We start from the raw sequence: 14,354 nt of genomic DNA, 5'->3' as shown, positions 1-14,354 counted from the left end.
TATGAAGCCTTACAGAATCCATTCCATCAGTGAAATGCACGGTATTCTAAACCTGCCTAAGCCTGAGCATCCGCTCATTAGCCTGATAGATTATGCAGAACTGGTAGCCGCCAAAAAGGATAACGGTATAACAACAATCGTGGCCGACTATTATTCGATTTCGGTAAAACGCGGACTGGGTGAAAAGATGCACTATGGGCAGCAAAGTTATGATTTTGATGATGGGGTGATGTATTTCATTGCGCCGGGTCAGGTACTGCGCACCAACCCTGTTTTGAATGATTTGGTGAAACCTTCCGGATGGATCTTGCTGATTCATCCGGACTTTCTTTGGAATACACCGCTTGCCACCTCTATAAAGGGGTATGAGTTTTTCGATTATTCGGTAAATGAGGCTTTATTTTTGTCGGAAAAGGAGGAAATGGTACTGCTGAACCTGATCCAAAATATCCGCCAGGAATACCAGGCCAATATAGATCGCTTTAGCCAAAACATCATCATCTCTCAATTGGAAACACTGCTGAACTATTCGGAAAGGTTTTACCAGCGTCAATTCATCACCCGTAAAATAGCCAACCATCAGGTGCTGGACAGGCTGGATAAGTTGCTGACGGATTATTTTACCGATGATGCTTTCAGTCAGAAAGGCCTGCCTTCTGTTCAGTATGTGGCAGATGCTTTAAATATATCGGCCAGCTATCTAAGCGGGTTATTAAAGGTATTGACCGGTCAAAGTACACAGCAGCACATTCATGACAAGCTGATTGAGAAGGCCAAAGAAAGACTGTCTACAACGGATTTGTCGGTAAGTGAGATTGCTTATGGACTGGGTTTTGAGCATCCGCAGTCCTTTAGTAAGTTGTTTAAGACCAAGACTAATCTTTCTCCTGTGGAGTTTAGGGCTTCTTTTGGTTAGGGATTTTGGTTTGCTTATCTTCATACAGGATAACCGATCAAATATGAAAGCGACGCTCTTATTCCTGATGTTTACCTTGTTTTTGGCAAACAGCCAGGCACAAAACCATGTGGCAGGTTTCACTGTATCTATAGCAGATGCATCTTCCAGTAGGGGGTTTGATCTGCATCCTGACTTGGATCACTTGACGGTTGAATACAGCGATGGAAAGCCGATGGTGATTTACGTCTATAAGCAAAAGAATAAAAGTAAGCCGGAGCATCAGGAAACTTTTTATATGAATTTTGAAGGAGACCGTTATGCGGTGAATAAACTTTATCCGGGACTCAGACTACCTCAAGAGCCCAAGTTAAGCGTATGGCACTTTCCCAATTTAAAGCAGACCGATAGCAGTGTCTATGCCGAGGTAAAAACTACTATAAGACGGGACAGTTTGATTCACAATTTTAGTTATTTTATCAATGTCCGCAATAAAGACGGGTACAGTCGGCCAGGTATAAACAACGGGATGATATCTGTTGCGAAATCCGGCGATACCATACTTAGTAGTGACACCGTGTATTTTTTGCATCCAAAGCTAAAAAAAGATCCCCTGGTGCTACAACAGAAACTCAATGATGAATACAAGCGATGGAAGCCACTCAAAGTTGCAGATTCTGCACTGATCTTTACAGGAGTGGTTGAAAAAAACGGCTCTTTTACGGAGTTGAAGTTGCATATGGGCAAGCCCTCTCCTTTTTCTGACCGGGTTATAGAATTTATTAATCAGCGATCATTGATTTGGTGGCCCAGATCAGTGAACGGCATCTATACTGTAAGACATAGGACCAAGATATTTGTTAAGCTTAATCCGGATGATAGGATTAGTTTCTCGACTTTGTAGCTTTTAGGTGGTTTTTGTGTTTGTTAGCTGTGTGGTCATAAGCACGCAATTCTACTTTTGCTAAATCGCCCCATTCATAATTCCTGTAGAAATGTTTGCCTGCGCCATGAAATAGTGCTGTTCGGGTGTACAATATTCATAAGGCATTGGAGGTGGTATCTTTCTGGCGATTCTTTTCTGATAGCATCAATTTTACTTTACTATTAGTGTTTTCAACTAAATTTTCGCCACTTTCCTATTGTATCTCAGGTATTCTTTATGTGCTTTTTTCGCTGCCTCGTCTAATTCCTTGCTGGAATAAAAGTCGAGACAGGAATTACAAACGGGCTTTTTATGGTCGAGGTCCAGGATTGATGAGGGAAGGATCGTTTTATAAGCTGACCGACCCAGGCTGTCTGCTTGATTTGCAGCACTGGAACCCATAACGTCAAAATTGATAGCCCTGGAGATGTCGTTATTCAACAAAGTAGGATTTTCTTCTTTTAGACAAGACATAAATGCCTGACTTTTATACAGTGAAACCCAGTCTTTCGCACGTTGTTTTTGTAGGGTGACACAAGAGCTAAATAGCAGTGTTGCGAGGATTAGTTGGAGCGCATTTTTCATGGGACGGCTGTTAGTTTATATTTGGTTGCGAAAAGTTAAGGAAAATTACTTTGCCATTGCTTACAAAAAAAGGAAGTTTATGTCATTACTAGTTTAGTATCAAAAATAAATATATTAGACAAATAGATTTTCCCATAATGGGATGTTTAAAAAAGTAGAGAAAGCGGAATGGAAAAACACCCAGGAGATATCAAACCTATAAAAACTGAAGAGGACTATAAAAATGCCTTGCTCAGACTTGAAGTTATTTTTGAAGCCTTGGCCGGTTCTGTAGAAGGAGATGAACTAGAAGTTCTCGGTATATTGATCGAAAATTATGAAAATCAACATATCAAAATTGGATACCCTGATCCAATAGAAGCCATCAAATTCAGAATGGAACAATTGGGATACAATCAAAATGATCTTGCCAAGGTAATTGGGTTGCAAAGCCGGGCAAGCGAAATTCTAAACAAGAAAAGAAAGTTAACGGTGGATATGATCAGGATGTTGGTTTAATTGCTTCCCTTTGTTCCACAATTGTAGCGCTATTCTTCCTGATGGTAATAAACCTTATAGTAATTCATGCGCTTGCCGTCATCAAAGCCATTTTCTATCAGCTCCTTATCGCCATGAATGTAAATATGGAAATTCTTATCCAGTTTCAGCACGCTCTTATAAGCCTTAGCTTGCTTCTTCACCGCTTTTTCTGAAATATCGAAACTATCCGGAATTGGTGTATCCAGTCCTTCATCGAAATTCTTTTTATAAGTTTTGAAGGCTGCAATCCCCTCATCATTGGCAATGACCTGTTGGGAGAACTCTTCGATGTCAAAACTCTCTTTTTCTTTAAAATAGAGGAAAGATTTATTCAGCAAGTCGATCTGATCGGCCCGGGTAATGTCGAACTCCTGAGGGATTTGCTCAGTAATAAAGTTCTTGGCCATCAATAAAATGTCAGTGGTATTGTTCACAAAATCTGCCTTCTGCCTGTTGTTGATAAACTTGCTTTGCCAATAATCCGTTTCAGCAGTGCTGTTGTCTAAGACCAGCAAGGTATAAGGCTCTTCGGTAAAAAGGATCAATACTGCTTTTTCCGGTTTCTTGGCACCAATCCCTTTGCGCAGGGAATGGGTCAGACTGCTGGAAGTAAGATCGGTTTCTACGAAAGACTGTTTGTCTTCAAATTTAAAGATGCCCAGGCCTTCGTAAAAGTTATCATTCAGTTTGATGTCGTCGAATCGCGCAACGAACACATCACCATCCTTGATGTTGGCATTGTCGCTCACAGACATCAGGTGATCGAAGATTTTTTTGGAGAGTTCTATGAAGTTTCCGTTCTCACGTATTTGTTTGGATAAGCTGAACAACACATTGAAATTGAGATCAATAGTATGATGAAATTCCTGAGAGGAAACGTTATTGGTAAAGGGTTTCAGGAACATGTTTTTGAGTACGTCCGATAGGGTTTCGTCACTCAGGTCGAAGACTTCTTCACCTGCCCGGGCCTGACTCTCTACATAGCTCACCCTATGCATCATCACCTTCTTTAAAAAAACATCAGCTATTTCTATCATTGCTTATTTATTGTGTTCAATATATTGTTGCTGCCAACAGTTCAGGAGATCTTTCCCTGCATTCCGGATGAGGACCGGAATGGCAAAGCACAAAGTTTTGCAGTAACGAACTCGGTATCCAGTGCAGTAGCGGTCGCAAAAATAGCAGTATTTCGCTAATATTTTTATGGCTAATATTTAAAAATGAATCCCAGAGAAAACACCGCATTCCTGGTTTTTGCATCGGTATCTTCGTTGAATTCCCGGTCAGGATATACGCGAGTAAGTCCCAGTCCATAGCCTGTCTGAATGCCAAGGTTTTCGTTAAATAGATAACTCAAGCTTCCATTAATGCCGACATCATGACGGTTGATATTGCCTTCGCTTCCGTAGGTAATCTTTCCCCTGCCTGCTGAACCAGTACTCCCTGAATATCCTGGCCCCTCTCTGGTTTCCGTAATCAGATATTCATACTTTCCACCTAATCCGATCGCATAATAGGGACCAAAACCTGCGGCAAACTTCGCTTTGCCCAGCTGAAAATTGTAAAGAAAATTCAGTGGCAGCTCCAGATACAATGGTGCTATTTTGCTTTTTGCAGTTACAGTAAGCTTATTATTCCCAGTGCTCACAGATTGTTGCTCTTCACTTTTTGAGCCTTTTCCGACCAGTAACAATCCGGGTTGGAAGGTCAGTTTATTGGTCACCGGAAGGTCGACAGTAATTCCGCCATAAGCGGACAAGCGCTGTCCCGAGCCTTCGAGTGATTCGCCGGAAGCCGAGGTGTAAAGGTTAGCGAACGTGGCTCCTAATTTGGTGCCAATTTTTACTTGAGTAAAGCCTTGAAGAACCAGGCCTAATGAGAGCGCTAAAAACAGAAAACATTTTTTCATACTGAGCATTAAATTAAGGTTGCGAAAGTAATAAAAAGCCCTGAAAGTCTGTACTCAATATGATTTTGCTTACAGCTATAACTTTTAGATGATTCCGGCAGGTGGAAAATATTTTTCAGTTTCTATTGAACGTTTGCTTTACTTAGGTGTATAAAGGATCAAATATTAATTTTTTAAACAGCTAAAACGACAAACACATGAAAACACTAAAACGCTACTCAGTGGCTGGTATTGCGGTCCTGGCATTGGCTACGGTCTTCGCTTTTAAACCGATGGAAGACATCAAGGGATGGTTCCTTGCGGGCAGTAATCCTGAAAGCTATGAAATTGGCCTGGTAAAGGATGCGGAGAGAAACAGCAATGTAGGCTATTTGAAATCCAAGAAAACCGTGGAGGGTTTTGGAACCATCATGCAGAGCTTCAAACCTACCACTTATCTGGGTAAAAGGGTACGGCTTTCCGGCTATATCAAATCTAAGGACGTAAGCAGCTGGGCCGGTATGTGGTTCAGGATAGATGGACCGGACCAGAAGCCACTGGGCTTCGACAATATGCAGGACAGGCCAATCAAAGGGACTACTGCCTGGACAAAATACGAGATTGTATTGGATGCTCCGGAAAACAGTGCAGGCTTTGCTTTCGGTGTGCTGCAGGCCGGTCCTGGTGAAGTCTACCTGGATGATCTGAAATTTGAAATTGTGGACAAAAGTGTTCCTCTGACGAAGTAAATACAGTATTAAGCTTTAAATAATCAGTTATATTTAATCAATTGCGAAACAACATGAAAAAATTAAAACTCTATTCCATAGCCGGGGCTGCGCTTCTGGCACTCTCCAGCGTCTTTGCCTTCACCCCTATGGACGACATCAAGGGCTGGTTCCTTGCAGGAAGTAATCCTGAAAGCTATGAAATCGGTACGGTAAAAGATGCGGAAAGAAATGGCAATGTGGCCTTTTTGAAGTCGAAAAAAGCAGTAGATGGCTTTGGGACGATCATGCAGAGCTTCAATCCTAGCACTTATCTTGGAAAAAGGGTACGTCTTTCGGGCTATATCAAATCTAAAGATGTGAAAAGCTGGGCAGGAATGTGGTTCAGGATAGACGGACCGGACAAAGACAATGTACTTGCCTTTGACAATATGCAAAAAAGACCGATCACAGGTACCACCGGATGGAAAAAATACGAGATCGTATTGGACGCACCGGAAAACAGTAAGGGCTTTGCTTTCGGCGTACTGCAAGCTGGTCCCGGAGAAGTATGGCTGGATGACCTGAAATTTGAGGTGGTAGACAAAAGTGTTCCCGTTACCAATATATTGGAGAAAGGAACTGCAGTGTCCGGACCACAAAACCTTGATTTTGAAGAATCTAAATAATTGAATTAAGAAACCGGAATCAATGCTTTCATTTTTACCAAAATCATATGCCGTTAGCTCCGATGAGGAGCTAATGGCATATGTGGTAAAAGGCCGGCACCCCGCATTTGAAGAACTGTACCGCAGGTATTCGAAGCCCTTATTGCGCTTCTTTTACAGGCAGTTGTACCAGGATGAGGAAAAGGCACAGGATTTTTTGCAGGACTTGTTCCTGAAGGTGATCGAAAAAGCAGCATTGTTTCAGAGGGATCAAAAATTTAAGGTCTGGCTCTATGCGATGGCGAGCAATATGTGTAAAAATGAATACCGAAAAAATGAGGTCAGAGGCCATCAGGTGATCGATTATGATTTCACAGCGATCATGGACAGCAGCTCCTCTGCCCTGCTGGGCAAATTTGACCTGAGCTTGTTCAACAAGATGCTTAGGGAAGAACTTGGCAAGATGGATGAACTGCAAAGTCTTACCTTTGCCATGAGGTATCAGGACCACCTTTCTGTAAAGGAGATCAGTGAGATCATGGAATGTGCTGAGGGTACGGTAAAATCGAGGCTGTTTTATACCTTGAAAAAGCTGAACTCGGGACTCAATATTTTTAACCCTTATAAAGAAGACAAATAATGGATACCCTGGAACCAAGAATGGAATCGCTCCTGATGCGCAAAACTTTCGCGGAGTTGAATGCCGAGGAGCGCATTTTTGTAGCTGCGTCGCTTACTGAAGAAAGCTACACGGCTTATCACCTGATCCTAAAGCACACGATGAGTGATACCAGTGATGAGGCATTGGTGCCTTCAGCGGCTATTCCTGCGAAGCTGAAAGCGCATTTTGATGCGGCAAGGAGACCTTCGCTGCGCGTATCGCTGTCAGCGAAACATTTGTCTCTTGCAGCTTGCCTATTCGTAGCACTTTGCCTGGGCGTAGTGTTTTTTAAAGCAGGGCCTTCAGCCAGGCCAGAGTTGAAACCCGGACATGTTAAAGTAGAATTGCCCAAGTCGAAGGAGGAGCTAAAGAAAAAATCCATAAATCTTCCAGAACAGGCTGTTGTACAGAAGCTTGTTTCCCATGCGAAAATAGCCAGAAGGGTAAAACCTGGTCCAAAAGCAAAGCTGCCTGTGCAGGCCGGACTACTCGAGAAAGACAGTATATCAGTAGTGCCCGAGAAATTTTACGGTCTACGGGTACAGGAGCCGCTGTTGGGTTTGGATATTGATGTAAATGACCAGCTTTTGGGACTGCGGATCCCGGTTGTGAATCTCTAATGGACATCGAAAATAAAACCACTGCGCCGATTATCTGGCCATAAAGTGTCTCTGCTTCATATTTATTTGTGCTGTTGCTTTTGAAGCTCCATCATTTTTTCTGCATACCGTTGCCCCAGCTTTTGTGCGGAAGGCGCATCAAAATGGGTGCTGTCGCCTTTGTGAACTAAACCTTCCGAACTTACGAGTCCGGTATAAGGAATAAGATTGGGCACTTTTGCCAATTGAACGTTGATCAGGTCATATTGAATTCTGTACCTGCCCAGTTCTCCGACCACAAATGGAAGCTGGGGATTTCCGACCTCTTTTCTAATTCTTTTAATAAGTGTTTCCAATTGTATCAGATACGAGGAGGATTTTTTCTCTGTGCTATTAGCTTCGCCCTGATGCCAAATCACCCCTTTGATCTGTCCATATTTCATCGCCGCCCTGATGCGTAGCAAGGCATCATCATAGGGATGGGTTTGGGTCGCTTTGTCGAAAGCACCCGGTTGCCATGCCTCTATTGCCGTTCCGCCAACGGCGCAAGGGACCAGGCCAATTTTAGCTCCAGAGTTTGAGCTGGCCATCGCGATACCAAACGTAAGTCCCGGCCCCACTCCTACGGCTTTGGGTTTATCAAAATGTAAGGGGTCCTTTGCCAATACCCATATGGTGTCTTTGTTGAACATGTAGACCCTTGGATTTACTACAGCTTGCGGTTCAGGGCTCAGGGCTCCCCTGCCTGCCATATTTGATTGTCCGATGAGGATATACAGTTCGAAATTAGGATCAGCTTTGCTTTGAGCGAAAGTAACTGATAATGTGCAAATAAGCATTATAGCGAGCAGACTGGCATTTCTCATTTTATATTGAATAATCATTGACTTCTAAATTCTATTTGATGTGTCCCCTTCAATTTTTTACTTTTCCCCTTAAGAATGACGCGACATAAATCATTATGCCAAGAAACCGCTAAGCGGGCATCATCTATTTTTTTAATTTCCAGCTCATCGTCAAATTCTTCCGGATCGAAAATCAATGATATCGACTTACCCTCAGCATTCGTCAACCTCAGCACTCCATTTCTTACTTTAGTCACGGTTCCGTTGACCAGGAAGTTTAACCTGTTGCGCTCTTTAAAACTTTTCAGACTGTAACTTTCCTTTAGGCTGAGGATGCCTTGCTTGTGATCAAAAGTAAAAGTTCTGTTCCAGAAATTTACCTGAGCTTGTTCAGGATAAGCTTTAGCCAGATCCATACTGAGTGTAGTGTTATTGCCTTTGGTTGCGCAGCGCAGTGAACTAGCTTTATAGCTCGCCCCGGCTTGCTGCATGAAGCCATTGATACTTGGACAATTGTGCCAGTCCGATTGCATGTACCATAATTTATAGCGCTCGGAACTAAAGGTTTGTCTTGTATATACGCCCACCCCTGCGTCAATCACCAGTGGCAATCCATCTTTATAAATAACAAAATTGCCCAGGTCGTTGTGATTATGACTCTCTCCATTATGACCTCCTTTAGCAGCAAAAAACAAACCTTTGGCAGTGCCTTGCTCCTGTCTGGCCGTTAGGATCTGAACATCCGGCAGCCACACGTATTGGAGCTGTGGCGCTAGTGGCTTAGGCGCTGAAATCTCATCTTTGATTTGCAGGGAGTTGACAAAGCCGTTGATGTTTCCAAGGTCAAGACCTTCAGTTCCCTGGTTTATCTTTCTAAGGTATGCCGCGAATTGCAATAACTTTTCGTCATGAAATAAGCGCCCAAACTTATAAACCTTACCGGCGTCCTGTACATTGGCAACAGCGGCATCGGCAAAATTCACATAGTTGTTTTGGTCTATATGAACCCTGTAGATGTAGCGGCCTATTTGCGGAAGGAGTTCGATCCGGGAAAAGTCTAATCTTTCAGCGGAAAAAACGGAAAGCAGGTCTATATACTCTATCAGTGCGCCACCAGCCATTCCCCAATAAGAAGGGCCTTCGTCACAACCTCCATCTTGAGGGTATGATCCCAGGAAATGGTCTACACTTTTAATGGTTTTCTCTATGATCCGGTTGCGACGCTGGGGTTTATCCTCTGCCAATAGCGCAGATAGCAGGATATTGGAATTGATATAAATATTCCAATTGTTCATTTTGCGGTTGGTTTTAAAGCCCATCCACCAAAAATCATCGCGGTTGAGGTAGGGATCGAAAACGCGCTTGTTCAGTTCCGCATCAATACGTGGAATCAACAAGCGAGAATAGCTTTCCAGTTCATCTCCCAGCAGGTATTTCATATAGGCGAGAGTCGAGGCCGTCTGTGCGGCAAAAAGATCTACAATTGGTTCGTCTACGTCAGGTAGGCCATTGCCAGCTTTCTGCAGCCCCATATGCGCGGGAAGTGCCCAGGTGCTTTCTTCGAGAACCAAACCCAGGCCATTTACAATTTCCTTCAGATACCTGCCATCACCAGCAACCAGTTCTCCAATAACGAGCGCATTGAGCTTATTTCTGCGGGAAAAGTACTTACCTTCATAATCGACCCTATTACCCGAGATTTTAAACTCATTGAATTCGGTCAGGGTTAAGATGCTCCAGGGACTGCCGACTGCTGCATCTGCATTTTTGATGATTTCAGATTTTGAGCTTGTCGATAATACCTTTATCCTCGCAATGATATCTTCTTTCTTTGATCTTTTAATCTCCTCAACGCTCCCGAACACACCGGAATCTTTCTTTTCAGCATATAACTTAAAAAGCAGTGAATTGCTTGTCTGTGCGGTCAACCAACAGGGCAAAAAACATAGCAGCAAGAATAGTATCTTCTTAAAAGTCATCATTCGGTTTAGGATTAAGCTAAATAATGGCCCCTAGACGATGCCAGGGGCCATTGGTTATCCTTTCAATTTAATACTTATTTTTTTAATTGTGTTAGCATTCACATCGGTATCTACATCTACAATGGAAAATTTTCCGCTGTCAAATTGCTGCCTGATCTTTCCTCCTGTGACCTGATAATTTCCTTTTTTCATCACAAAACGAACCCTGCATCCCGGCAGATCTGCCGGAATCTTGTTATCTATAATGGCTTCATTATTAACTGACAAACCTGTATTACCTGATTTGTATGTCAAGGTTAGGTTCAGTTTGATCTTGTCATAGGCCTCAATCGGATTGGAACAAAAGCGCAGCGGTTCGCTGAACTCAAATTTATCGCCATCGATCCTGATGATGCGGAACAATCCAAGGATCTGTTCCCAGCGGTGGGCCTCTCCACTTCGGGCCACTACACCCGGACGCATCCTTATCGTTGGGGTTTTACCGAGGGTGTCTACATGCGGGGTATGGATGTGGCCATTGACGATCAGGGCTACCTTTTGTTGGTTGAGGAAAGCAGTATCGGCCCTGTCATGCCTGTGCTGGGCCATAATACGCAATTGCCCAGGGCCGTTGCTTTCCAGGAACTCATAAAGCTTTTTGCCCTGCAGGCCCGACATTGGTTTTTTATTGGGTATGTCCTTCACCGGATCGCCGAGGTAATCGTCTATAAACATAAAACGGGTGCCTGCATAAGCCAAACCGGATACCCTGATGCCGCAGAGCGCATTCCATTGAGAGGCCTTGGCGGGATGGTTGTCTTCCTTCATGCCATAGAAATCGTGATTGCCCGGAACGGAAAACACCGGTGCATTGATGGCCTGCACGCCACGGTAACCTTTTGCACCTTCGAAGTAGTTCCTGTATTTTTCTTCGATGGTGGGCAGCTTGGTATAGCCCTTGATGGTATCACCTCCCCAGCCCCGTGCATCTTTGTTGAATCGGGTATAGTCGTGGATCAGGTCGCCGGTCACGATGACCAGGTCGGGCGCGATGATATTGGCCACAGTGATGAAGCGGTCCAGCAATTGCAGCTCTTCCGCGAAACCATTGTCGGCCGGTCCCACCCAATTGCGGGACACATGCGTATCGCTGATGTGGATGAAGCTGTGTTTGGCGGCAAATTCTCTGACCAGTTTCACCGATCTGCGGGAAAGCTCTACTTCGCCCGCGGCATAGACCATGAGGTCGTACATGTCTTCGGGCTTGCCTGCCGGAACTGTGACCCAGATCTTGTTGTTGGTGTACATGGTGGTATAGGAATCGTACTCGAAGCGTCCTTTGGAGATGGAATCGATCTTGAGTTTCACACGGCTGTAAGGTCCCTTGAGCACTATTGAATCGATGGTATACTGACCTTTATTGTTATACAGGATGTGGAACTGCGTACCGGTTTTTACGATGGCAGGTGAAGCCCTGAAGGGATAGACGATACTGCCCGCAGGGATGAAGTTCTGTGCAAAACCGGTAGCGCTCAATAAGCATAAAAGGCTTAGGAAGAGGTATTTTGTGAATGGTCTGATCATGGTTCAACAGTGATTTCTATTTCTTTTAACGCTGTTTTTTTACCTTCTATCCGATGGTTGGTATACACAAATACGACTTTGTAAGTGCCAGGCTGAGTGTACACATGGCTAAACAAAGGCACCAATGTTTCGGAAAGGGATTTAACGGGAATACTTTTATCAGGCCCTAAGATTACCGTATTTAGATCTACTGCTTTACTGATGGCCCAAGCTTCTGTTTCTACCAATTTCCCAGCCGCGGTGGCATTGCCTCGAAGGGTAATCAACCCGCTGCTAAGGTTAACCGTATTGCGACCTTCTTCCAGGATTGCACCGCTTTCTACCAGACTCCATGCACCGCTGAGCTGGTCGATTGCCGTTGTCTCACCTATGTTCGTTAATGTTTTCAGCGTAAGTTCCCTTACGTCCCAGTTCCGCTGGGTACCATTGGGGCCGCTGGCGGCCGTTTGCGGTTTGCAGATGTAACGGAACCCGATGTAAAGGGGCTTGGTTTTATCGGTTACCATGGGCGTAAGGTCGACCTCCCCGGAATTGGCGTACACCGTGTTTACCGTGGATAAAGTAAACATACTGGTGATGTCTTGAAAATTTCCCGACCTAACGGATTCGATATCGAATTTCCCATTGAAATTATTGGAGATATGCACGCTGAACTGGTTGGGCTGGTTGCCATTGCGGACGCGGGTCTGGAAGGCGAGTTTGAAGGATTTAATGTCGAGGGTGCGTCCGCCGATATAGGCATAGTCGTTACCGTACTCGCCGGAGTAAAAGGTGACGAAATCCGGATTGCCTTCCATGTTGAAAACTACAGTGTCCCCCACTTTATAAGTGCTTTTATTAACGGTAGCATTAAATTCCGGGCGCTCTATTTCATTCTTTTTACAGCCAAATAAACATAATGCCAGCAGCACTGCTAATTTTCCTGTTAGATATTTTGTGTTCATATAAAATCTGTTAATAGCCTGGGTTTTGTCTCATTAAACTGTTTAGGTTCATTTCTACGGTCGGAATCGGGAGCAGCAGGTTGCGTGCCCGAACGTTGGTATAACCGGTTGCGCCATATTGAAGATTGCTGGGTGCGTTGGACAGAATATCACTTTCCACATCCTTCATCACACCAAGGAATATGCCCCATCTGATCAAATCGAATTTACGAGTGGCCTCGTAGCAAAGTTCTCTTGAACGTTCGTCCTGAAGCAGTCGTCTGAAGCTATCCTTGTCAGGGGCATCTGTACTCGTAAATGCCCTGGCTTTAGCCCTCGCCCTTACCTCATTCAATGCTTTGAAGGCGGCATCTGTTGGTCCGTTTATCTCATTTTCTGCTTCCGCAAACATCAGCAGTACATCGGCATAACGCAGGAGCGGAAAGTTGGTCGGTCCGGCATCCGAATTCCTGGTGCCTGACAGCTCTTCCTGAATACGCCATTTTCCGGTATCCCGGGCATAGATGGCCGTAGCCGCATGTGGGAGGGTATCATTCAGTGACTCACTTTTAAGGTTTGGGAAGTAATAAGTCGCAATATTCCGGTCCCTTCGTACGTCATGCGGATCATCGTACCTGCGGTACAATATGGCGGTTGCCCCCACTTCGGCATAGCCATATAGCGGGGCTGATTGGTTGCGTACAGATAGTTTCTTGGCAAACCAGCCCCCGGTTTTTAATGGATCGCCAATTCCGTTTCCAGCGATCTCCACCTCCCAGATGCATTCCTGGATATCATATTTATCCTGAGTAAGGTTGGTAAACACTTGCGCATAATTTGGGTTTAAACGGTGTCTGCCGGTTAGCATCACTTTTTCTGCCCACTTTTTGGCATCTGCGAACTTAGCTGCATCTTTGAGTGGTGCACCAGCCATCTTAAGGCATACGCGCGACAAAACACCCCAGACTGCAGCCTTGGTTACCCTGCCAGAGCCATCTTTACCAATGGTATCGGCTACCAGGCTTTCTGCAATGAGCATATCACCCAGGATCTGCTCATAGACCTTAGTTTGCGGCGTACGCGCATTTTTGACATAGATACCAGATTTCGTGGGCTTTAAGATCAGCGGCACATCACCCCAGAGGTGTACCAGCTGGAAGAACAGGAATGCCCTTAAAAACAAGGCTTCCCCCTTAATCCTGCCTCTTTCGGTTTCATCCATAACCGGACGGTCGATATTCTCGAGCAGTAAGTTAGCATTGTTAATGCCCTCATACAGGGAACTCCAGGTGTTGGTGATGACAGAATTGGAACCATCAGCATTGTAAACAATTGGATCTATCTGAGCAGTAGAGCGCTTATAGAATGCTTCGTCTGTACCAAATGCCAGGTCGAACACCAGGTTTCTGCTGTAGGTGCCGGTATTGTTTAAGATGCTGTAAACTCCCGTAAGCGCCTGATCCAGGTCTCTGGGTGATTCGTATGATGTTTCGGGAGTAGAAAAGTCTGTAGGATCTACATCCAGGTACTTTTTACAGGAGCTTAATACAAGCAGGATAATAAAGACGGGTAGTAAATATGTAGCTTTCATAAC

The 14,354-nt window shown here is 44.4% G+C and carries 16 protein-coding genes; 8 read left to right on the top strand and 8 right to left on the bottom strand.

What is annotated here, in order from left to right; all coding sequences use genetic code 11:
• Position 1: 1 nt before the first annotated feature.
• Positions 2 to 916: a helix-turn-helix domain-containing protein gene (locus tag WAE59_RS23325; protein WP_337858408.1), complete on the top strand. Its 915-nt coding sequence runs from the start codon at positions 2 to 4 to the stop codon at positions 914 to 916.
• 43 nt (positions 917 to 959) lie between these two features.
• Complete coding sequence (locus WAE59_RS23320) at positions 960 to 1,799, top strand: hypothetical protein (protein ID WP_337858407.1); 840 nt, start codon at positions 960 to 962, stop codon at positions 1,797 to 1,799.
• Between the two features lie 216 nt (positions 1,800 to 2,015).
• On the opposite strand, the gene WAE59_RS23315 is transcribed toward WAE59_RS23320, so the two are convergent.
• The gene (locus WAE59_RS23315; protein ID WP_337858406.1) at positions 2,016 to 2,405 is read right to left on the bottom strand and encodes a hypothetical protein; all 390 of its coding nucleotides are present in this window, start codon (positions 2,403 to 2,405) and stop codon (positions 2,016 to 2,018) included.
• A gap of 168 nt (positions 2,406 to 2,573) precedes the next feature.
• Between WAE59_RS23315 and WAE59_RS23310 the strand changes: the two genes are divergently transcribed.
• A complete protein-coding gene (locus tag WAE59_RS23310; RefSeq protein ID WP_337858405.1) occupies positions 2,574 to 2,903 on the top strand; it encodes a helix-turn-helix domain-containing protein in 330 nt (109 codons plus the stop codon).
• Positions 2,904 to 2,932: 29 nt separating this feature from the next.
• On the opposite strand, the gene WAE59_RS23305 is transcribed toward WAE59_RS23310, so the two are convergent.
• On the bottom strand, positions 2,933 to 3,961 hold the full coding sequence (locus tag WAE59_RS23305) for a nucleoid-associated protein (RefSeq protein ID WP_337858404.1): 1,029 nt from the start codon (positions 3,959 to 3,961) through the stop codon (positions 2,933 to 2,935).
• 12 nt (positions 3,962 to 3,973) lie between these two features.
• Between WAE59_RS23305 and WAE59_RS23300 the strand changes: the two genes are divergently transcribed.
• The gene (locus WAE59_RS23300) at positions 3,974 to 4,120 is read left to right on the top strand and encodes a hypothetical protein (protein WP_337858403.1); all 147 of its coding nucleotides are present in this window, start codon (positions 3,974 to 3,976) and stop codon (positions 4,118 to 4,120) included.
• Positions 4,121 to 4,131: 11 nt separating this feature from the next.
• Here WAE59_RS23300 and WAE59_RS23295 read toward each other — a convergent pair whose 3' ends face one another.
• Positions 4,132 to 4,833: a porin family protein gene (locus WAE59_RS23295; RefSeq protein WP_337858402.1), complete on the bottom strand. Its 702-nt coding sequence runs from the start codon at positions 4,831 to 4,833 to the stop codon at positions 4,132 to 4,134.
• Between the two features lie 197 nt (positions 4,834 to 5,030).
• Here WAE59_RS23295 and WAE59_RS23290 point away from each other — a divergent pair, with 197 nt between their 5' ends.
• The 4 genes from WAE59_RS23290 to WAE59_RS23275 are packed head-to-tail and all read left to right on the top strand — an operon-like array spanning position 5,031 to position 7,468.
• Complete coding sequence (locus WAE59_RS23290; RefSeq protein WP_337858401.1) at positions 5,031 to 5,561, top strand: hypothetical protein; 531 nt, start codon at positions 5,031 to 5,033, stop codon at positions 5,559 to 5,561.
• Positions 5,562 to 5,614: 53 nt separating this feature from the next.
• A complete protein-coding gene (locus WAE59_RS23285; protein ID WP_337858400.1) occupies positions 5,615 to 6,208 on the top strand; it encodes a hypothetical protein in 594 nt (197 codons plus the stop codon).
• A gap of 22 nt (positions 6,209 to 6,230) precedes the next feature.
• Entirely contained in the window at positions 6,231 to 6,827 is a 597-nt protein-coding gene (locus WAE59_RS23280) for an RNA polymerase sigma factor (RefSeq protein WP_337858399.1), read from the top strand.
• Entirely contained in the window at positions 6,827 to 7,468 is a 642-nt protein-coding gene (locus tag WAE59_RS23275) for a hypothetical protein (protein WP_337858398.1), read from the top strand. Before WAE59_RS23280 ends, WAE59_RS23275 begins: the two co-directional genes overlap by 1 nt.
• Positions 7,469 to 7,530: 62 nt before the next feature.
• Here WAE59_RS23275 and WAE59_RS23270 read toward each other — a convergent pair whose 3' ends face one another.
• The 5 genes from WAE59_RS23270 to WAE59_RS23250 all read right to left on the bottom strand — a co-directional run bounded on the left by WAE59_RS23270 (position 7,531) and on the right by WAE59_RS23250 (position 14,351).
• Positions 7,531 to 8,313 (bottom strand): sialate O-acetylesterase, encoded by a 783-nt coding sequence (locus WAE59_RS23270; RefSeq protein ID WP_337858397.1) that lies wholly within the window; start codon positions 8,311 to 8,313, stop codon positions 7,531 to 7,533.
• A 14-nt stretch (positions 8,314 to 8,327) separates the two neighbouring features.
• A complete protein-coding gene (locus WAE59_RS23265; protein ID WP_337858396.1) occupies positions 8,328 to 10,220 on the bottom strand; it encodes a heparinase II/III domain-containing protein in 1,893 nt (630 codons plus the stop codon).
• A gap of 108 nt (positions 10,221 to 10,328) precedes the next feature.
• Positions 10,329 to 11,837: a metallophosphoesterase family protein gene (locus WAE59_RS23260; protein WP_337858395.1), complete on the bottom strand. Its 1,509-nt coding sequence runs from the start codon at positions 11,835 to 11,837 to the stop codon at positions 10,329 to 10,331.
• Entirely contained in the window at positions 11,834 to 12,781 is a 948-nt protein-coding gene (locus WAE59_RS23255) for a DUF5017 domain-containing protein (RefSeq protein WP_337858394.1), read from the bottom strand. The genes WAE59_RS23260 and WAE59_RS23255 overlap by 4 nt, the downstream gene beginning before the upstream one ends.
• A gap of 10 nt (positions 12,782 to 12,791) precedes the next feature.
• Positions 12,792 to 14,351: a RagB/SusD family nutrient uptake outer membrane protein gene (locus tag WAE59_RS23250; protein WP_337858393.1), complete on the bottom strand. Its 1,560-nt coding sequence runs from the start codon at positions 14,349 to 14,351 to the stop codon at positions 12,792 to 12,794.
• Between the last annotated feature and the right edge of the window lie 3 nt (positions 14,352 to 14,354).

Origin of the sequence: Pedobacter sp. GR22-6, assembly GCF_037402555.1 — a bacterium.
Taxonomy (GTDB): Bacteria; Bacteroidota; Bacteroidia; order Sphingobacteriales; family Sphingobacteriaceae; genus Pedobacter.
The sequence above is the reverse complement of the archived record's forward strand: the minus strand, read 5'-3'. Positions and strand labels throughout refer to the sequence as shown.